Source organism: Flavobacterium frigoritolerans (genome assembly GCF_025847275.1).
GTDB classification, from domain to species: domain Bacteria; phylum Bacteroidota; class Bacteroidia; order Flavobacteriales; family Flavobacteriaceae; genus Flavobacterium; species Flavobacterium frigoritolerans.
Map to the genome: position 1 here is coordinate 316,745 of NZ_JAOZEV010000005.1, position 20,707 is coordinate 337,451.

The following is a 20,707-nucleotide window of genomic DNA, read 5'->3' on the forward strand; positions in this document are numbered from 1 at the left end:
AATTGAAGTGTAAATAATTTAGTACAAATGTATTTAATATATAATTGATATCTAGTGAGTTTGTGATAAAAAAAGGCCATTTGAAATTTCAAATGGCCTTTTGGATATGTTTAAGCTATTAAAGCTTGAAAAGTGTTGTTGTTTCTTTCTATAAACTAAAAGAAGCTCCTAAGCTAAAAGTAAATTGATTGTTTAAATGGTCAAACACTTTATCGTTGTCACCGTATTTAGCAATTGGAAAACCAAGTTCAGTGAATACACCAAAACCATCTGTAAAGAAATAACGACCACCAACATGACCGCCAAAATTTCTTAATCCAAGGCTTAAACCAGGATAAACATCTAGTTTTTTATCTACATTTATTACGTTTCCTAGGTTAGCATTCATTCTAACTTTTGCATCAAAACGATCTTTAAATGCAGGTTTTACTCCGTAATATTGAGTGGTACCATAAAAACCATTATATTCATTTATTCCTAATAAATAGCTACTTACAAATCCAATAGAGATGTTTTCTCCAAGACCTAAATCTATAGAAGCCTGAATTCCTGTACCACCATCTTGGATGTTTGCCCCGATGTTAACCTTAGTGTCACCTTTGCCGCTGAAAGCTTGTTGCGCTTGAGTTAAACCAAAAACTAATAAAAACGCAAGTGTAATAATCTTTTTCATAAAATGTAGTGATTTATAATTTTTGCAAAAATAAGTCTTTATATATTAATTCCTGCCTTTTTCGTCAAAATACAACTCGTTTAAAGGGTCACTTTGCCAGAATTCTTTACTGTCAATGTCCATAATGGTTAATTTTCCTGTAAATGCAGCACCAGTATCAACATTCCAAACATTAGCCTTTTGTATAGGGACTGTTTCATGAATTCTAGTAACAGGAGTATGCCCAATAAAGATTTCTTTATAGAGTTTTAATCTCTTTGGATAGAATAAAGAATCCGTTTTCATATTTGGATCTAATGCCATTGCAGTTTCCCACAAAGTTCTGTCCCAGTAAAAGGATTCAGATGAGTATTCGTAAGTCACGCCGCTCATATTTGTAAAGCCAGCATGTATAAACAATCTGTTTTGAGAATCAAGATAATAACCCTGCAGTGATTCTAAAAATGAAACGTGTATTTGTTTGTGAGTAGAACTAATCGATTCGTATGCAAGAACAGTAGCTTCGCCACCATGGTGATGCCATAGTTCATTGTCTTTACCGTCTCTCATCCATTGTTGAAGTAAATCGTCGTGATTACCACGAATGCAAATACAGTTTTGTTTTTGTTTTAGTTCAATTAAGTAATCAATCACTTGTGGTGATTGACTCCAACCATCAACATAATCACCCAAGAAAATTAAAGTGTCTTTGTTTGTTACAGCTGCTCTTTCGAGTACTTGTTTCAAAGCGATTAAGCCACCGTGTATGTCTCCAATAACGAATGTTCTCATTTTAATGTTTTGTAATGTACTTACAAAAATAGGAGAAAATGATTTGGTTTTTGCTTATTCACTTGTTAATGTTTGTTATTATCACAAAAATCTAATACCAGCTGTTTTATAAGTTAATTTGAATTTTTTTGTTTGTTGCGTTGGTTCGAAAAATTAACGTAAAAAGTTAAAATATTTATGATCATTTTATTCTCTTTTCTTGGTTTCCTATCTAAATTTGTAACATGTCTGACGTGCCTACATATCGAAAAATTATCCATATTGATATGGATGCATTTTATGCTTCTGTAGAGCAAATGGATAATCCAGATTTGCGAGGTAAACCTATTGCAGTAGGTGGTTCTGAGAATCGTGGTGTTGTGGCAGCAGCTAGTTATGAGGCTCGTAAATTTGGTGTTCGCAGTGCAATAAGCGGCATGCAGGCTAAGCGCAATTGTCCGCAACTTATTTTTGTTCGTCCACGTTTTGATCGATATAAAGAGATATCAAATAAAATTCACAAAATTTTTCATGAATATACAGACTTAGTTGAGCCACTTTCTCTTGATGAGGCCTATCTTGATGTTACAGTTAATAAAAAAGGCAATCCAAGTGCGAGTTTATTAGCGGAAGAAATTAGATTGCGAATTTTTAATGAAGTTGGATTAACTGCTTCGGCAGGAATTTCGGTTAATAAGTTTGTGGCTAAAATTGCAAGTGATTACAATAAGCCCAACGGACAGAAAACAGTTAACCCCGATGAGATAATTCCTTTTTTGGAAGAATTACCCATTCGGAAGTTTTATGGAGTAGGGAAGGTGACTACCGAAAAAATGTACCAGCTTGGTATTTTTACAGGAACAGATTTAAAGAGTAAAAGCTTAGAGTTTCTAGAAAAGCATTTTGGGAAATCGGGTACTTTTTATTATCATGTCGTACGCGGAATTCATAATAGTGAGGTAAAATCAGATCGAATCACGAAGTCGGTTGCAGCAGAACATACTTTTGATGTTAATCTTTCTTCGGAAATTTTTATGTTGGAGCAACTCGAACGAATTGCAAATTCTTTAGAGAAACGTTTGCAAAAGCATAAGATTTCAGGCAAAACGATTACGCTTAAAATTAAGTATAGTGATTTTACTCAGCAAACAAGAAGCAAAACATTGCCTTATTTCATAGCCCATAAAAGCTTGATTATGGAAACCGTAAAAGAGTTATTGTATCAGGAGCGAATGAAAGATTCAGTTCGGTTGCTAGGTATTTCATTAAGCAATCTTAATACCGAAGTTAAGAAAGCTATTGTTGTACAGCTTAAGTTTGACTTTTAAACCGCTTAAATTAGCGTTAAATGCAGCATAAGGCTATGATTGATGTTGTTTTCGATTTATCTTTGAATAAATTTTTATTTTATGTATAATTTAGATGCTTACGATGCTGCAATTGCAAAATACCATCAAGCGATGAATTGCAATGTTATCCCAGTGATTTCATGGGATTTTCATCACGAGTCTTTAAATGATTTAAAAAGTAATTATTCTGATTGGCAAAAAGTGCATCATATCGCAGATCAGTACAATTGGGATGAGTCCGAATTTGATGTTTTAGAACGATTGAAAGAAGAAGTTGTAGTAATTACAGATTTGAAACTGAAGATTGTTTTTGCTTCCAGCCGTATTCTTAATATGACAGGTTATACAGAAGTAGAAGTTCTGGGTAAATCACCAAAAATGTTTCAGGGACCTGAAACTTCCTCTGTTGTTAGAGAAGAAATTAGATTGGCTATAAAATCTCAGGAAACTTTTGAAAAGACTATTCTTAACTATAAGAAAAATGGAGAAACTTACTTTTGTACAATAAATGCATTTCCTGTTTTTAACTTAAAAGGAAAATTGACACATTTTATTGCTTTTGAAAAAGCAGCATAAAAAAAGCCTTTTTGATTTTCAAAAAGGCTTTTTTTATATAATTATTGAAACGATTAGTTTCTACTATTCAATTTAGATAACAATCTTAGGAATTCGATATATAACCAAACTAGAGTGATCATTAATCCCATTGCACCGTACCATTCCATGAATTTAGGCATTTTTTCCTGAACACCTTGCTCTATTCTGTCAAAATCTAAGAATAGGTTTAGAGCTGCAATAACAATTACAAAAACACTAATACCAATACTCATCATAGAGCTGCCATGATGAACAGGGGTAAAGCTTGTAAACATCGAAAATAACCAAGAGATTAAGTAGTAAGTAGCAATTGCTAATGTAGCTGCCATAACAACCGATTTGAATTGCTCTGTTACTTTTACGATTTTGAATTTATATAAACCAAGACAAACCATAAATGTTACAAATGTAGCACCAACAGCCTGAACTACGATTCCAGGATACATTGCTTCAAAAATTGCAGATATACCACCAATGAACAAACCTTCGAACAAGGCATAGCCAGGTGCTAGGTATGGAGAAAGCTGCGGTTTGAATGCTGCAATAACTACTAAAATTAATCCAACGATTGCTCCACCAATAGTAGGAAGCATAGGGTTGATTCCGTTAAAAGACATCCACCAAGTTATCATTGCAGTAGCAGTAAGCAATAAAAATAAAATAAGAGTTTTATTGATAGTACCTGATAATGTCATTTCGTTACCATAATCGATAACTCTTGCCTGATGAGGATTGTCACTTTTTGCTACAACCGAAGTTGGAGAAAAACGTTTATTACTTAAAAACGGGTTGTTTGAATTGAAAGCCATAATATATTTTGATTTTAAAACGTACCAAATATAACCTATATTTTGATATTTGCCTTAAGCGCTATAAATATTTTAACAATTGGATTATGTCTTTTTTATCCTGAGTGGCTTCTAAAGCATAAGAGTTCCATTTTTATTCTGAATTGCCTCCTACTTTAGCTGGAGGTTGATGAATTGATAATAAATGTGGCTTTAGCCAAAATAATTATAAGGTTAGACTAAAGGCTATACTAGTTTTAGATTTATTCCTCCAGCTAAAACTTACATTCTCTTAAATAACTTATATGGTTCAAATAAAAAAAGCCACCAAGTGTAAAACTTGATGGCTTGTATTTTTATGTAATTATGATTAGTTCAAAAGATCTAAAATCAAAGAAGGAAATAAACCTATGATGATGTTTAATAGTATAGAAACTACTGCAACAGCATAAATAAGGAATGGTCTTCCTGTACGAGCTTCATTAGGTTCTTTAGTGTACATTGCTAATATTAATTTGAAGTAATAACCAACACTTATGATAGAGTTAACTACTGCAACAATTACTAATGCGATGTATCCAGCTTGTATTGCTTGATTAAACAAGAATAACTTAGCAAAGAACCCAGCAAAAATAGGAATACCAGCCATAGATAAAAGCGAAGCCGTAAGGATTGCTGCTAATAAAGGATTAGTTTTTCCTAAACCATGAAAATTAGTGATGTCTTCATTATCTTGATTTTTACAAACATATAAGATTACACTAAAAGCTGCAATTCCAGCTAATGCATAAGCGGTAGTGTAATATAAAAGAGTTCCAGCAGAAGTAGCCAAAGTTAATAAAGTCATTAACATGAAACCAGCATGCGAAATACCAGAGTAAGCAAGCATACGTTTTACATTAACCTGACGCAATGCCATAATATTACCAACAGTCATAGACAACATCGAAACAATTACGATTACGATAACATAGCTTTCAGAAAGTTCAGCATTCAATATCGTTAACAGTTTGTATAAAGTAGCAATAGCAACAACTTTAGCCAAAGTACTCATTAAAGCAGTTGTTAAAGCAGGAGAACCTTCGTAAACATCTGGAGCCCAAAAGTGGAAAGGAACAGCAGCAACTTTAAACAACATACCAACAGTTAATAGAACAATACCAATTGGAAACCAAATAGGTAACTCAGCAGATTGAGATAAGTCACTAATTTCGATTACATCAAAACTACCCATAGCACCGTAAATCAAACAGATTCCGAATAAGATAATCCCAGACGCGAAAGAACCCATCAAGAAATATTTCATACCAGCTTCATTACTTTTTATCTTCGTTCTATCACTTGCAGCAAGTACGTATAATGCGATTGATAATACTTCGATTCCTAAAAAGAACATCGCTAAGTTTCCGAAAGAAACCATTGCTACAGCTCCAGCCAATAAGAATATTTTAATGGCTATATAATCAGAAATTTTTGTTTGATGATCTTCGTAGAAGTTGTAACTCAAAGCCACTAAGAAAATAGTTAAAACAATAAACAAAGATGAAAATGCCGTAGAGTATTTACTCACCGCAATCATGTTATTGTAATAACTTTCGGTTAAACCAAATTCTGAATAGTTTATTGCCAAAACGCCTAATAAACCAATTATAGTTACTGGAATAATGGCTTTTCTTAAATTAAGAATTTCAAACAGTAGGCAAAAAACACCCAATCCTATTATAGCTATTAATGTATTCATTTTTGTTTTTTTGATTTAGGAATCTAAAACTAATGATGCCCTAATTTATTTTTATTTAAAATATGTTATTTATTCTTTAGCAGTGTAACTTTTTAAGAGTCAGATAAAATCCGAATTCAAAAATAATTACCTTTTATTCTAAAATCTTAATTTCTATGTATAACTTTTAAAATTACATCTAAACTTGGAGAAATCAAATCTGTAATTGGTTTTGGATACAATCCAAAAAAGAATAATACAGCTATAATTGCTACAAGCGAAATTCCTTCAGAGATAGATACATCAGCAAAAGGTTTCGTATTTGTTTCGCCTAACATTACATGTTGAAACATTTTAAGCATATAGTAAGCACCAAGAATAATAGTAGTTCCACCTATAACGGCAAACCAAATATTAATTTGAGAAAGACTATATAATACTGTAAACTCTCCAACAAAGTTAAACGTAGATGGTAATGCTACCGATGCCAATACTAAAATTAAAAACATCGAAGTGAACTTAGGCGATTGGTAACGAATTCCACCCAACTCAGCAATAGCTCTAGTTTCGTATCTTCTGAAGATGATTTCGGCAGCCAAGAACAAACCAACTACCACAAAACCGTGAGCAATCATTTGTAAAACAGATCCGCTTAAACCATCAGCAGTTAATGTATAAGTACCTGCAGCAATTAACCCAACGTGAGCTAATGAAGAATAAGCAAGTAATTTTTTTAAGTCTTTTTGTCTTAATGCAACAATAGAACCATAGATCACACCAGCAATACCTAACCCAATAAATACATTCATGTATTCTTGTGCAGGAAGTGGAGCAATTGGCAACTGCCAACGTATGATACTATACAATCCCATTTTAAGCATGATACCAGATAAAAGCATAGTTCCTACAGTAGGAGCTTTTTGGTAAACACTTGCTTGCCAAGTATGAAAAGGAATAAGAGGAATCTTAATAGCATAAGCTAAGAAGAAAGCTAAGAATATCCAAAGTTGCTCAGTTGCAGATAAATTCAGTTCGTATAAATCAGTCAATAAGAAGCTACCCGCTTTTGTGTATAAATAAACAAATGCTACAAGCATGAATAATGAACCAGCAAGCGTGTAGATAAAGAATTTAACTACCGCTTTTCTGCGCTCTTCAGTATCACCATTACCCCAAATTAAGGCAATGAAGTAAATAGGGATTAATGATAATTCCCAGAAGATATAATATAACAAACCATCTGCAGCAAGGAAAGTCCCCACCATTGCAAATGCCATGAATAAAATTAAAGCATAGAATCCTTTTGCATTTGGGTAAGAATTACCAAAAGAAGAGAATATGATTATAGGCGTTAAAGCAGTTGTAAGCAACAACATTGCAATACCCAATCCATCTGCATTTAATACAAATGAAATTTTAGGCTGAATAATCCATTGGCTAATATAGCTAATGCTTTCGCCAAGATTATAATGATTTAACAATACAATCGAACAACCTAAAGCGGCCAAACTAAAGAACAAAGCTACTTTTGAAGCTAGTTTATCACCAACAAAATAAGTGACAAATGCACCAATTAAAAGTATAATTAATATAAGAGAAACGTTCATAGTTATTAAATTATTGAGCTAAAAATATATAAGAAACAATGGCACAAAGACCCAAAACAAATGCGAACAAATACAGTCCGATACTTCCGCTTTGTAATTTTCTACCTTGATAACTTATCTCATTGGTTACTTTTCCTAATCCGAAAACAAGTGCTGATATACTTGTTTCAACATAATCTCTAAAGAATTTAGATAATCCATTAATAGAGCGTACAAATACATAATCGTAAGCTTCATCAACATAATACTTGTTGTATAATACTTTTGCAACTCCAGTTATAGATTCATCTTCACCAGGAACATTATCCTGTTTGATGTATTTTAAGTAGGCAATAAAAATACCAACTAAACCACCAATAACAGCAACACCCATTAAGGTATATTCAGTAGTTCCTAAATGATGAGCTTCGCCAGCTACTTTTGTAAAAAGCGGAGCCAAATAGGTATTCAACCAGCTATTTCCAGGTAAGCTAATCAATCCGCCAAAAGTAGCTAAGATTGCTAAAACAATTAATGGGAAAGTGATTAAAGCAGGGCTTTCGTGTAAATGACTTTTTTGGTGTTCAGTACCTCTAAAATCTTTAAAGAAAGTTAAGAACATTAATCTAAACATATAAAAAGCAGTCATGATAGATGCAACCGATGCAACAACATAAAGCGGTATGTTATGGTGAAAAGCAGTCAATAAAATCTCGTCTTTCGAGAAGAATCCAGAAAATAATGGAACTCCCGATATTGCCAATGAAGAAACAAGCATTGTGATAAATGTAACTGGCATAGCTTTACGCAAACCACCCATTTTACGCATATCTTGTTCGCCGTGCAAAGCGTGAATTACAGAACCAGAACCCAAGAACAAACAAGCTTTAAAGAAAGCGTGAGTTATAACGTGAAATACTGCCACTTCGTAAGCACCTAATCCTAAAGCTAAGAACATTAATCCTAATTGCGAAACAGTAGAGTAAGCCAATACTTTTTTAATATCATTTTGAACCAGACCAATTGTAGCAGTAACAAGAGAAGTTATTGCACCAATAATAGCAATTAAGCTTTGTACATCTGGAGTTAAATCAAAAACAAAATTCAATCTGGTAATCATAAAGATACCAGCAGTTACCATCGTAGCAGCGTGAATTAATGCAGAAACCGGAGTTGGTCCAGCCATCGCATCTGGCAACCATGTGTATAACGGGATTTGAGCCGATTTACCACAAGCACCAATAAACAAACAAAAAGCAGCTAAAGAAAGCAACGGAACATTTAAGTCAGTTGCGCTAGCGATAGCAGTTTTTATAGTTGCATAATCTAAAGAAGAGAACATAGAACCGATGATAAAAATACCAACCAATAATCCTAAATCTCCAATTCTGTTCATGATGAAAGCTTTTTTAGCTGCATCATTATACTCTTGGTTTTTATACCAAAAACCGATTAGTAAGTAAGAACAAAGTCCTACACCTTCCCAACCAATGAACAATACTAATAAGTTACTTCCAACAACAAGCGTAATCATGAAAAACACAAACAGGTTTAAGTAAGCAAAAAACTGGTGCATTTTCTCATCATCATGCATATAGCTGATAGAGTATAAGTGAATCAAAGAACCAATACCAGTTACAAAAAGTAACCAAAGTAATGACAATTGATCTAATAAGAAACCTAAATCAACTTTGAAATTACTTATCTGAATCCATTCAAATAAAGAAATGTTGATAGGTTGTTGAGTCTGATTTATTTGAAGGAAAAAATAAATAGTTACAGCAAATGAAACCACTACAGAAAGCGTTCCGATAGCGCCAGAAACTGTCTTTCCTAGACTTTTTCCAAAGAAAACATTGATTAAAAATCCTAAAAAAGGAGCTAATACTAAAACTAAAGCTAAATTGGTATCCATTGCCATTTATCCTTTTAAATTTTTTAAATTATCGATACTAATTGAATGTATGTTTCTAAATATCGATACTAAAATTGCCAATCCAACCGCAACTTCAGCTGCAGCAACTGCCATCGAGAAAAATACGAATACTTGTCCTTGTGCATCTTGGTGATAAGTAGAGAAAGCAACAAATAATAAGTTTACGGCATTAAGCATGATTTCGATAGACATAAAAACGATAATCGCATTACGTCTGTATAAAACACCAAATATACCTACGCAAAAAAGGACTACACTTAAAAATATGTAGTTTTCAATACCTATTTGATTTAAAATATTATTCATTATTTTTTCAATTTTTCTTTTTTAGACAATAACACAGTTCCAATCATGGCAACCAAAAGTAAAATAGAAGCAAATTCAAACGGAACCATATATTCGTTCAGTAATATTTTACCTAATACTTTTATCGATTGAAAATCTTCACCAGTCGAGTCGTATTCACCAACAATTGGTTTAGAGTTAATAAATATTGCAATTAATACAATACAAATCAAACAGAAAGAAACAATAGCTCCCAAACGAGTAATTCGGGGTTTATGCACTTCGTGTTTTTCGTTCAGGTTCATCAACATAATGGTAAATAAAAACAAAATCATTATGGCTCCCGAATATACTATAATATGAACTATCGCTAGAAACTGAGCATTTAATAGTAAATAATGACCCGCAATCGAGAAAAAGCAAATCACTAAATAAATAGCACTATGAATAGGGTTACGACTAAAAATCGTTAAGAAAGCAGTTATCACTGTTATGAAAGCTAATATACAAAAAGTAATTTGTATTGCATTTGCATTTGCAAAATCAGGTATATGTATCATTAATTAGCGTTTTTAAGTTGAGCGTTTTTCATAGCCACATCTAGTGGCATCACTAATTTGTCTTTTCCAAAAATAAAATCTTCTCTTTCGTAACTAGAAGGAACCAATACTTTTGACGTAGTCAGGTAAATTGCATCTTTAGGACAAGCCTCTTCACACAATCCGCAAAAAATACAACGTAACATATTTATCTCATATATCGAAGCATATTTTTCTTCTCTGTACAAATGTTTCTCATTTGCTTTACGTTCTTCGGCTTTCATTGTGATTGCCTCAGCAGGACATGACAAAGCACATAATCCACACGCAGTACAGTTCTCACGACCTTGCTCATCGCGTTTCAACTGGTGTTGACCACGATAAACATCGCTTCGTACACGAACTTGTTCTGGATAGTGAATTGTTTTCTTACGTCTAAAAAAGTGTTTGATTGTAATAACCAACCCCTTGAAAATTGCAACAAGGTACAATCGCTCAAGAAAAGTCATCTCTTTGTTAGAGACTACCTTTTTTCTACCCGATAATGATATTGTTTCTATCGACATTTTAATTTATCATTTGCGATTTTGATTCCAAAACCAAATTCAAAAATTTATTTCTTTTATTTTTATCTGAAGCTAATCCTGCTATCTGTTACAATCTTTATTGTTTTAAAGGAAAACAATAAAGGATTTTCACTTTTATCAGGGCTAGGTATTTCCGTTTATTAAAACCCTAAATAAGCTGCAATTTCACCTCTTAACATCACAACACCTGTAATCATGATATTGATGATAGAAAGCGGAATTAATATTTTCCAACCCAAATGCATCAATTGGTCATATCTGAATCTTGGAATAGTCCAACGAACCCACATATAGAAAAATATGAAAAAGCATATTTTAGCAAATAAAACTACCATTCCTAAAACGTTAGCTGGATTTACACCTGCATTCTCCACCATCCATTGCATCCCAGGATAGTTATAACCACCAAAGAATAATACAGAAATAATAGTAGCAGAGATAAACATATTTGCATATTCAGCAAATAAATAGAATCCCATTTTCATCGAAGAATACTCCGTATGATATCCACCAACTAATTCCGTTTCACATTCTGCTAAGTCAAAAGGAGTTCTGTTTGTTTCAGCAAAAGCACAAATAAGGAAAATCAAGAAAGATAAAGGTTGGTAAAATACGTTCCAGTTCATTTCGGCTTGTTGCATAGAGATTTCTCTTAAGCTTAAACTACCAGTCATCATTAACAAAGCAATCATGGATAAACCCATTGCAATTTCATATGAAACCATTTGCGAAGCAGCACGAACCGCTCCCATCAATGAGAATTTACTGTTAGATGCCCATCCACCAATCATGATACCATAAACTCCAACAGAAACAACTCCGAAGAAATATAATAATCCAATGTTGATATCTGTAGCTTGTAATAAAATATCTCTGCCAAATAAGTGTAACTTATCTCCCCAAGGAATTACGGCACTTGTCATTAAAGCAGTACTCATGGCAATTGCAGGGCCTACTACAAATAAAAATTTGTTTGGTGTATTAGGGATAAATTCTTCTTTCGAGAATAACTTCATACCATCTGCAAGAGGTTGTAATAATCCACCCCAACCAGCACGGTTTGGTCCAACACGATCTTGTAAGTAAGCTGCAACTTTACGTTCAGCCCAAGTAGAATACATCGCCATAATCATAGTTACAGCAAAAACCACAAGAATTACAACACTTTTTTCTATTATAAATGTACTATCCATTTCTAAGAGTTTTTGTCGTTATTGGTTAATGGAATTTGAGCCATACTAATTTTTTTACGGTCTTCATCTCTACCTAAAAGAATATTCTTTTCAGTATCGATTTCTACTTTTTCTAACTTACGAGTATAGTTATTTTGGTTGATAACTGAATCTTTCTCAAACTCTCTTGGTCCTTCAATAGTCCAGTCAGCAACGTTTTTGTGGTCAAAACGACAACTATTACAAATAAACTCTTCTACTTCATGGTAAACATCTTTACGGCCAGTAACACGTTGTATTTCGCCACCAAACATCCAAACAGTTGTTTTACCACAACATCCAGGAGTAGTACATTCTCTGTGTGCATTATAAGGCTTATTAAACCAAACTCTTGATTTAAAACGGAACGTTTTATCAGTCAAAGCTCCAACAGGGCATACATCGATCATGTTTCCAGAGAACTCATTATCGATTGCTTTAGAGATACCAGTCGAAATATTAGCGTGATCACCACGATCTAATACTCCGTGAACTCTATTATCTGTCAATTGATCTGCAACTTGTACACATCTCTGACATAAGATACAACGGTTCATGTGCAATTGTATATGCGGACCGATATCTTCTGGTTCAAAAGTTCTTTTTTCTTCAATAAAACGTGATTTCGGATTTCCGTGCTCAAAACTTAAATTTTGAAGATCACATTCACCAGCCTGATCACAAATAGGGCAATCTAAAGGGTGGTTAATCAATAAAAATTCTGTTACTGATTTACGTGCTTCAGTTACTCTGTCAGAAGATTTGCTGTTTACTTCCATACCATCCATACATCCTGTTACACAAGATGCCATCAATTTTGGCATTGGTCTTGGGTCAGCTTCACTTCCTTTCGATACTTCAACTAAACAACAACGGCATTTTCCTCCGCTACCTTTTAATTTTGAGTAATAGCACATGGCAGGCGGAACTAAATCTCCACCAATCATACGTGCAGCCTGTAGGATTGTTGTCCCTGGCTCTACGTCTATACTTTGACCGTCTATGGTTACTTTCATCTCTATATTTTGTTATTTTAGTTTAAGGTTTAAAGTTTCAAGTTGTTGAACTTTAAACTAAAAAGCTTTAAACTAATTTAAACTGTTTGTTTTGTTACTAAATGTTTCACTTGCGAAAAAGGTTCAGCAACAAAATGCTCTCTGTTTTTTATCTTTTCTGGGAAACGAACGTGGTATTCAAATTCATCTCTAAAATGACGAATAGCTGCTGCTACAGGCCAAGATGCTGCATCTCCAAGTGGGCAAATCGTATTTCCTTCGATTTTACTTTGGATGCTCCATAATAATTCGATATCCTCTTCACGGCCTTGACCGTTTTCGATTCTCCACAATATTTTTTCTAACCAGCCTGTACCTTCACGACAAGGAGTACATTGTCCGCAAGATTCGTGATGGTAAAAACGTGCAAAGTTCCATGTATTTCTTACGATACAAGCAGTGTCGTTGTACACGATAAATCCTCCAGAACCTAACATCGATCCAGTAGCAAAACCACCATCACTTAAAGATTCGTAAGTCATTAAACGATCTTCACCATTTGCAGTTTTAAAAATTAATTCAGCAGGTAAAATTGGCACTGAAGAACCTCCAGGAACAAATGCTTTCAAAGGTCTGCTAGAAGACATTCCGCCTAAGTATTCATCAGAATTCATAAATTCATCAACACTTAAACCTAATTCAATTTCGTAAACTCCAGGATTTTTAACGTGTCCAGAAGCAGAGATTAATTTAGTTCCAGTAGAACGGCCTACACCAATTTTGGCATAATCATCACCAGAGTTGTTGATAATCCATGGCACAGTGGCAATAGTTTCAACATTGTTTACTACGGTTGGGTTAGCCCAAAGTCCAGAAACAGCAGGGAATGGTGGTTTAATACGCGGATTTCCTCTTTTTCCTTCCAATGACTCAATAAGTGCAGTTTCTTCACCACAAATATAAGCACCGGCTCCACAGTGAACGTGTAGTTCTAGATCATATCCTGATCCTAATATATTTTTCCCCAAAAATCCAGCAGCTTTCGCTTCGGCAATGGCTCTTTCTAATATTTTGTAAACCCACATATATTCTCCACGAATATAGATATATGATAGGTTAGCGCCTAAGGCAAAACTTGAAGTAATCATCCCTTCAATCAATAAGTGAGGAATGAATTCCATCAAATAACGATCCTTGAAAGTACCTGGCTCAGATTCGTCGGCGTTGCAAACTAAATGTCTTGGTTTTCCTGATTTTTTATCAATAAAACTCCATTTCATTCCCGCGGGGAAACCTGCACCACCACGACCACGAAGACCTGATTTTTTTACTTCTTCAACAACTTCGTCTGGTGTTAGCGTTTTTATAGCTTTTTCTACAGATGCATAACCACCATTTTTGCGGTATACTTCGTAGGTTTTAATACCAGGAATATTGATTTTATCTAATAATATTTTCTGTGACATATTATTTATCGTGTAATATTATTTTATTATCCTTGCAATCAGCGATTAACTGATCAATTTTTTCTTCGGTAAGTTTTTCTTTGTAGAAATCACCTAACTGCATCATTGGAGCATATCCACAAGCACCTAAGCATTCTACACCAGCAATGCTGAACATACCGTCAGGAGTTGTTTCACCCATTTTGATACCTAATTTCTCAGATGTATAATCCATTAAATTTTCGGCACCACTTAAACAACAACAAGAAGTTTGGCAAAATTCAAACATGTATTTACCCATTGGTTTTTGGTTGTACATAGTGTAGAAAGTTACTACCTCATAAACCTCAATTGGCTTTATATGTAAAATTTCGGCAACCTTATCCTGTAACTCTATACTTAGCCAATTTTCATGGGCGTCTTGTACTTCGTGTAAAACAGGCAATAATGCCGATTTTCTTTTGTCTTCAGGATAATGACTGATTAGTTCATTGATGCGGTTCATCAATGCCTCAGTCATATTTATTTCTTGTTTGTAATGTGTTCTTTCCATTTTATTTTAAATCTGAAATCAAAAATCGTTATTCTACAATCTGAAATCTTTTAAGCGTCTAACTCTCCAGCGATAACATTTAAACTTGATAATATTACAATGGCATCCGATAACATAGCTCCTTTAATCATTTCAGGATAAGCTTGGTAATATATAAAGCAAGGTCTTCTAAAATGCAATCTGTATGGAGTTCTACTTCCGTCGGTTACCAGGTAAAAACCTAATTCGCCATTCCCGCCTTCAACCGCATGGTATATTTCGGCAACAGGAACTGGAACTTCTCCCATAACAATCTTAAAGTGATATATTAAAGATTCCATATTAGTGTATACATCTTCTTTTGGAGGAAGATAATAATCAGGAACTTCAGCATGGAAAACATTTCCTTCAGGCATTTTATCTAATGCTTGACGAATAATGCTTAAACTTTCCCAAACTTCTGCATTACGAACGCAGAAACGATCGTAAGTATCTCCAGATTTTCCAACAGGAACTATAAAGTCAAAATCTTCGTAAGATGAATAGGGTTGTGCAACACGAATGTCGTAATCAACACCACTAGCACGTAAGTTTGGTCCTGTAAAACCGTAAGCCATAGCTCTATCGGCACTTATTGGTCCAACATTAACCGTTCTGTCAATGAAAATTCTGTTTCTTTCAAATAAGCTTTCGAATTCTTTCCATGCAACTGGAAATTCTTCTAAGAAAGTTTCGATTTTTTGAAAAGCGGCCTCAGACCAATCTCTTTCAAATCCACCGATTCTTCCCATATTTGTAGTTAAACGAGCTCCACAAATTTCTTCATAGATTTCGTATATTTTTTCTCTAAATTGAAAAACGTAAAGGAAACCTGTGTACGCACCTGTATCTACACCAAGAATTGAATTACAGATGATATGATCCGTAATCCTTGCCAATTCCATTACGATAACTCTTAAGTATTGAACACGTTTAGGTATTTCAATATCCAAAAGTTTTTCTAGAGTCATCCACCATCCCATATTGTTGATAGGAGAGGAGCAATAGTTCATTCGGTCTGTAAGAGGAGTGATTTGATAAAAAGGACGATTTTCGGCAATTTTTTCGAATGCTCTGTGGATGTAACCAATAGTTGTTTCAGCCTCAAGAATTCTTTCACCGTCCATTAATAGTACGTTTTGAAAAATACCGTGTGTAGCTGGGTGTGTTGGCCCTAAGTTCAGAACAGAAAGTTCACTTCCTTCGTCGTTTAGTTTCTGTTCGATTATTTTAGCATAGCGATGCTCTGGTGGTAATAATAGTTCTGACATTTATTTAATGTGAAAAATTATATGATTTTGTCTTAGAAATTTGTTGTTGTTCTTCCAAAGAACCTGTCGTCTTTATCTGTTCTTCCACTGTCTTCCAAAGGAAACTCTTTACGCATAGGAAATGAAATCATTTCATCCATGTTCAAGATACGTTTCAATTGTGGGTGACCGATGAAATTTACGCCATAAAAATCATACGTTTCTCTTTCCATCCAGTTTGAACACAAGAAAATGTTTGATATGGTTTTTATTTCTGGCTTTTCACCATTAATAAAGGCTTTTATTTTTATTCTTTTGTTCTCATACCAGTTATGCAAATGATATACTATTGCAAATTGATGATCAACGTCATTATCAGGGTAATGAATACCACATAAATCGGTTAAAAAATGAAAACGTAATATCGGGTCATTTTTCAAAAAAAGAATTACAGCTGTAATTTTTTCAGAATCAACTTCTAATGAAAAAATATCTCTTTCTTGATTGAAATTGAAAACACTTTCTCCAAATGTTTCAATTAATTTATCTTGAATTTCTATTGTCTCTAATGCCATTTTGTTATTGAATGTTATATGAAGCCAATAATTCTTGGTACTCAGGTGAGCTACGTCTTCTTACAGACTCGCTTTTTACTAATTCTTGTAATTTCATTACACCATCAAGAATTTGTTCTGGTCTTGGCGGGCAACCCGGAACATAAACATCAACAGGTATTATTTTGTCAATTCCTTGTAGAACTGAATAAGTATCAAAAATACCTCCAGATGATGCGCAAGCACCTACGGCAATAACCCAACGAGGCTCTGCCATTTGTTCGTAAACCTGACGTAAAACAGGGCCCATTTTTTTAGAAATAGTTCCCATTACCATTAACATATCAGCTTGACGAGGAGAAAAACTCACACGCTCAGAACCAAATCGTGCTATATCGTAATGCGAAGCCATTGTTGCCATGAATTCGATACCACAACATGATGTTGCAAATGGTAAAGGCCATAATGAATTGGCTCTTGCTAAACCTACAACATCGTTAAGTTTTGTAGCGAAGAAACCCTCTCCTGTGACTCCTTCTGGCGGGGCAACCATATTTATATTTGAATCGCTCATTTTTATCTTAGATTTCTGATTTCTAATTTTAGATTTTTTGAAATCGTAAAACGTGAAATCAATTTTTTTAAATCAATTGTATTAATTCAAGGGTTTTAAATTTTAAACTGTAATTATAAAATCACTAATCTAAAATCTAAAATCTCTTTTTATTCCCACTCTAGGGCTTTCTTTTTGATAATGTAGAAAAAGCCTACTAGAAGAAGCGACATGAATATTAGCATTTTTAGCATTCCTTCCATACCTAGTTCTTTAAAGTTTGCTGCCCATGGGTAAAGGAAAATAACCTCAACATCGAACAATACAAACAAGATGGCAACCAAGAAGTATTTTACTGAAAATGGTACACGGGCATTACCAATAGATTCGACACCACACTCAAAGTTTTTGTCTTTGCTGGCAGAAGCTCTTTTTGGACCTAATTTTCCAGAAATGATAATGGTTCCTACTACAAAACCAACAGCTAAAATAAGCTGCATTAAAATTGGAATATAATTTACTTGATCTGAATGCATAATTTAAGGATTTTTTGCTTAAAAATAAGTCACAAAGATAGCCTTCAAGTATGTAAATCACAAGCTAAAAAATGATTTAAGTAGGTTTTGAAATGTAGTAATAGTGTAATTTTTATTGATTATAAATAAGATTTCTAATTTTATGATTTTTTTAAGAAATAGACGTAAAAAAAAAGCGTTTCGAAATTAATCGAAACGCTTTTAAGCATTCGGTGGCAAAAAAAATAAATTGCTATATTTTTATGCTTAGATTACTGCAACTTTAGCAGCAACTTTACCTTTTCTTCCTTCTTCTTCTTCGTAGCTAACTCTGTCACCTTCGCGTAATTCTTCCGCGTTGATTCCTGATGCATGAACGAAAATGTCTTTTCCTGTTTCTTCGTCTGTAATGAACCCGTAACCTTTAGACTCATTGAAAAATTTAACTGTACCTGTACGCATTGTAATAGTAATAATAATTTATAATGAGGCAAATGTAAGATATAAAATAATACAAAAGACAACAAACTGTTAATTTTTTAGAAAAAATATTGATTTACAGTGTATTCGCTCGTTATATTGCGTCAATTTTGATATGTAATTCCTTTAATTGTAAAGCATCTATAGGAGCAGGAGCATCAATCATAACATCACGACCCGAATTGTTTTTAGGGAATGCTATAAAATCTCTAATTGTCTCTTGTCCACCTAGTATAGCTACTAATCTGTCTAATCCAAAAGCCAATCCTCCGTGTGGTGGAGCTCCAAATTGGAATGCGTCCATCAAAAATCCAAATTGTGCTTTAGCCTCATCTTCAGTAAATCCAAGATATTTAAACATTAACTGCTGTGTTGCTTTGTCGTGAATACGAATAGAACCTCCTCCGATTTCATTTCCGTTTAGCACCATATCATATGCATTAGCACGAACTTTTCCAGGCTCAGTTTCTAATAATTGCATATCTTCTGGTTTAGGAGATGTAAACGGGTGGTGCATTGCATGGTAACGACCAGTTTCTTCGTCTAATTCCAATAATGGAAAATCAACTACCCATAGTGGAGCAAATTCTTCTGGTTTACGCAAACCTAAACGAGTTGCTAATTCCATACGTAAAGCACTTAACTGAGTACGTGTTTTATTGGCTGGACCAGAAAGAACAAAAATCATATCGCCAGGTTTTGCTCCTGTAACTTTTGCCCAATTGGTTAAATCTTCTTGGTCGTAAAATTTATCTACAGATGATTTGTACGTTCCATCGTCATTACATTTAGCATACACCATTCCAGATGCACCAACTTGTGGACGTTTAACCCAGTCAATCAATCCGTCGATTTCTTTACGGGTATAATTTCCTGCGCCAGGAACTGCAATACCAACTACTAATTCGGCAGCATTAAATACTGGGAATTCTTTGTGTTGTGCAAATTCGTTTAATTCTCCAAATTCCATTCCGAAACGAATGTCCGGTTTATCATTTCCGTATGTTTTCATAGCATAGTCGTAGGTAATTCTTGGGAATTTATCTACTTCTACACCTTTTATTTCTTTTAGTAAATGTCTTGTCAATCCTTCAAAAACATTTAAAATGTCTTCTTGCTCTACGAATGCCATTTCGCAATCGATTTGTGTAAACTCTGGCTGACGGTCTGCACGCAAATCTTCATCACGGAAACATTTTACAATCTGGAAGTATTTATCCATTCCTCCAACCATCAATAATTGTTTGAAAGTTTGTGGTGATTGTGGTAAAGCATAAAATTGTCCTTCGTTCATACGACTTGGTACAACGAAATCTCTTGCTCCTTCTGGAGTCGATTTTATTAAATATGGAGTTTCAACTTCGCAGAAATCTAGGTCAGATAAATATTTACGAACTTCCATTGCCACTTTGTGACGGAACAGTAAGCTATTTTTTACTGGATTACGACGAATATCAAGGTAACGATATTTCATTCGGATATCTTCTCCACCATCAGTTTCATCTTCAATTGTAAATGGAGGTGTCAATGCAGCATTAAGAACAGTTAATTCGGTAACTAAAATTTCTATGTCACCAGTAATCATGTTTTTGTTTTTATTCTTGTCTTCACGCTCAATAACCGTTCCTTTAACTTGAATAACAAATTCTCTTCCCAGCGTTTTTGCTGCTTCAAAAACGGTTTTATCACTACGACTTTCGTCAAAAATAAGTTGTGTGATTCCATAACGGTCACGTAAATCGACCCAATTCATAAATCCCTTATCACGCGATTTCTGAACCCAGCCCGCTAGTGTAACTTCTGTATTAATATGTGAGGCGTTTAATTCGCCACAATTATGACTTCTATACATGATCCAAATTTTAGATTGCAAAAGTAAACACAAAAATTAAATAAGTCTAGTTTTCTAATATATAATGCTGTTGTTCTTAATTATTTTTTATTTTGGTTTATTTAAATGTTTATTTTTCTCTAATTATCTTTAAGGCTAAAAGACTTATTTCCTTTAATAGTTCAATTATTCAAGATGTCTTTTAAGGTTTAGAATCCGTTTCCTATGAGACTTTGGTTGGTTTCAACTGACTAGTCACTATGGTTTTCATATCTGGGTTTCTCACCAAGTTTACGTTTAGGTAAAGCATTGCAACCAATTGATCGGCTTCAAAAACATAATAGTTATTTCTAAAATCGTTGGGGTCTATTATTTTTCGGCTTACTTATATGTAAAAATGCACTGGGTTTAATTCTGCATCAGTCAGGTGTTTTTCTTCGGGAGTAAAACTGAGTTCTAAAAGTCCGTTGCTACTCATTTTTTTCTCAATCA

At 34.0% G+C, this 20,707-nt stretch carries 21 protein-coding genes; 2 read left to right on the forward strand and 19 right to left on the reverse strand.

Annotated elements, in window-relative coordinates; all coding sequences use genetic code 11:
* Positions 1–148 precede the first annotated feature (148 nt).
* Both OIU80_RS09320 and OIU80_RS09325 read right to left on the reverse strand, forming a co-directional pair.
* Positions 149–673, reverse strand: a complete 525-nt coding sequence (locus OIU80_RS09320; RefSeq protein ID WP_264286751.1) for a DUF6646 family protein — start codon at positions 671–673, stop codon at positions 149–151.
* A 45-nt stretch (positions 674–718) separates the two neighbouring features.
* On the reverse strand, positions 719–1,444 hold the full coding sequence (locus OIU80_RS09325; RefSeq protein ID WP_264286752.1) for a metallophosphoesterase family protein: 726 nt from the start codon (positions 1,442–1,444) through the stop codon (positions 719–721).
* A 224-nt stretch (positions 1,445–1,668) separates the two neighbouring features.
* Between OIU80_RS09325 and dinB the strand changes: the two genes are divergently transcribed.
* Both dinB and OIU80_RS09335 read left to right on the forward strand, forming a co-directional pair.
* Positions 1,669–2,751, forward strand: coding sequence for a DNA polymerase IV (dinB, locus tag OIU80_RS09330; RefSeq protein WP_264286753.1), 1,083 nt, complete (start codon positions 1,669–1,671; stop codon positions 2,749–2,751).
* A gap of 81 nt (positions 2,752–2,832) precedes the next feature.
* Positions 2,833–3,348, forward strand: a complete 516-nt coding sequence (locus tag OIU80_RS09335) for a PAS domain-containing protein (protein WP_264286754.1) — start codon at positions 2,833–2,835, stop codon at positions 3,346–3,348.
* Positions 3,349–3,401: 53 nt separating this feature from the next.
* On the opposite strand, the gene OIU80_RS09340 is transcribed toward OIU80_RS09335, so the two are convergent.
* The 17 genes from OIU80_RS09340 to aspS form a co-directional block, all read right to left on the reverse strand.
* Positions 3,402–4,178, reverse strand: a complete 777-nt coding sequence (locus OIU80_RS09340) for a Bax inhibitor-1/YccA family protein (protein WP_264286755.1) — start codon at positions 4,176–4,178, stop codon at positions 3,402–3,404.
* 349 nt (positions 4,179–4,527) lie between these two features.
* Positions 4,528–5,898: an NADH-quinone oxidoreductase subunit N gene (locus OIU80_RS09345; protein WP_264286756.1), complete on the reverse strand. Its 1,371-nt coding sequence runs from the start codon at positions 5,896–5,898 to the stop codon at positions 4,528–4,530.
* A gap of 146 nt (positions 5,899–6,044) precedes the next feature.
* Positions 6,045–7,484 carry a complex I subunit 4 family protein gene (locus tag OIU80_RS09350; protein WP_264286757.1) on the reverse strand — a complete coding sequence of 480 codons (1,440 nt, stop codon included), beginning with the start codon at positions 7,482–7,484 and terminating at the stop codon, positions 6,045–6,047.
* 10 nt (positions 7,485–7,494) lie between these two features.
* Complete coding sequence (gene nuoL, locus OIU80_RS09355; RefSeq protein ID WP_264286758.1) at positions 7,495–9,378, reverse strand: NADH-quinone oxidoreductase subunit L; 1,884 nt, start codon at positions 9,376–9,378, stop codon at positions 7,495–7,497.
* A gap of 6 nt (positions 9,379–9,384) precedes the next feature.
* Entirely contained in the window at positions 9,385–9,705 is a 321-nt protein-coding gene (gene nuoK / locus OIU80_RS09360; RefSeq protein ID WP_035618229.1) for an NADH-quinone oxidoreductase subunit NuoK, read from the reverse strand.
* Entirely contained in the window at positions 9,705–10,244 is a 540-nt protein-coding gene (locus OIU80_RS09365) for an NADH-quinone oxidoreductase subunit J family protein (protein ID WP_264286759.1), read from the reverse strand. Before OIU80_RS09365 ends, nuoK begins: the two co-directional genes overlap by 1 nt.
* On the reverse strand, positions 10,244–10,789 hold the full coding sequence (locus OIU80_RS09370; protein WP_039117043.1) for a NuoI/complex I 23 kDa subunit family protein: 546 nt from the start codon (positions 10,787–10,789) through the stop codon (positions 10,244–10,246). Before OIU80_RS09370 ends, OIU80_RS09365 begins: the two co-directional genes overlap by 1 nt.
* Before the next feature lie 161 nt (positions 10,790–10,950).
* Entirely contained in the window at positions 10,951–12,003 is a 1,053-nt protein-coding gene (gene nuoH / locus OIU80_RS09375; RefSeq protein ID WP_086893655.1) for an NADH-quinone oxidoreductase subunit NuoH, read from the reverse strand.
* 2 nt (positions 12,004–12,005) lie between these two features.
* Complete coding sequence (locus tag OIU80_RS09380) at positions 12,006–13,037, reverse strand: 2Fe-2S iron-sulfur cluster-binding protein (RefSeq protein WP_264286760.1); 1,032 nt, start codon at positions 13,035–13,037, stop codon at positions 12,006–12,008.
* A gap of 77 nt (positions 13,038–13,114) precedes the next feature.
* On the reverse strand, positions 13,115–14,482 hold the full coding sequence (gene nuoF, locus OIU80_RS09385) for an NADH-quinone oxidoreductase subunit NuoF (protein ID WP_264286761.1): 1,368 nt from the start codon (positions 14,480–14,482) through the stop codon (positions 13,115–13,117).
* A gap of 1 nt (position 14,483) precedes the next feature.
* Positions 14,484–15,014, reverse strand: a complete 531-nt coding sequence (locus OIU80_RS09390; protein ID WP_035618214.1) for a complex I 24 kDa subunit family protein — start codon at positions 15,012–15,014, stop codon at positions 14,484–14,486.
* Positions 15,015–15,064: 50 nt separating this feature from the next.
* Positions 15,065–16,303 (reverse strand): NADH-quinone oxidoreductase subunit D, encoded by a 1,239-nt coding sequence (locus OIU80_RS09395; protein ID WP_264286762.1) that lies wholly within the window; start codon positions 16,301–16,303, stop codon positions 15,065–15,067.
* A 32-nt stretch (positions 16,304–16,335) separates the two neighbouring features.
* A complete protein-coding gene (locus OIU80_RS09400) occupies positions 16,336–16,857 on the reverse strand; it encodes an NADH-quinone oxidoreductase subunit C (protein WP_264286763.1) in 522 nt (173 codons plus the stop codon).
* Between the two features lie 4 nt (positions 16,858–16,861).
* Positions 16,862–17,410 carry an NADH-quinone oxidoreductase subunit B gene (locus OIU80_RS09405; protein WP_035618207.1) on the reverse strand — a complete coding sequence of 183 codons (549 nt, stop codon included), beginning with the start codon at positions 17,408–17,410 and terminating at the stop codon, positions 16,862–16,864.
* A gap of 149 nt (positions 17,411–17,559) precedes the next feature.
* Positions 17,560–17,925, reverse strand: coding sequence for an NADH-quinone oxidoreductase subunit A (locus tag OIU80_RS09410; RefSeq protein ID WP_264286764.1), 366 nt, complete (start codon positions 17,923–17,925; stop codon positions 17,560–17,562).
* A gap of 246 nt (positions 17,926–18,171) precedes the next feature.
* Positions 18,172–18,366 carry a cold-shock protein gene (locus tag OIU80_RS09415; protein WP_007137066.1) on the reverse strand — a complete coding sequence of 65 codons (195 nt, stop codon included), beginning with the start codon at positions 18,364–18,366 and terminating at the stop codon, positions 18,172–18,174.
* A 112-nt stretch (positions 18,367–18,478) separates the two neighbouring features.
* Positions 18,479–20,236: an aspartate--tRNA ligase gene (gene aspS / locus OIU80_RS09420; protein WP_264286765.1), complete on the reverse strand. Its 1,758-nt coding sequence runs from the start codon at positions 20,234–20,236 to the stop codon at positions 18,479–18,481.
* Positions 20,237–20,707 lie beyond the last annotated feature (471 nt).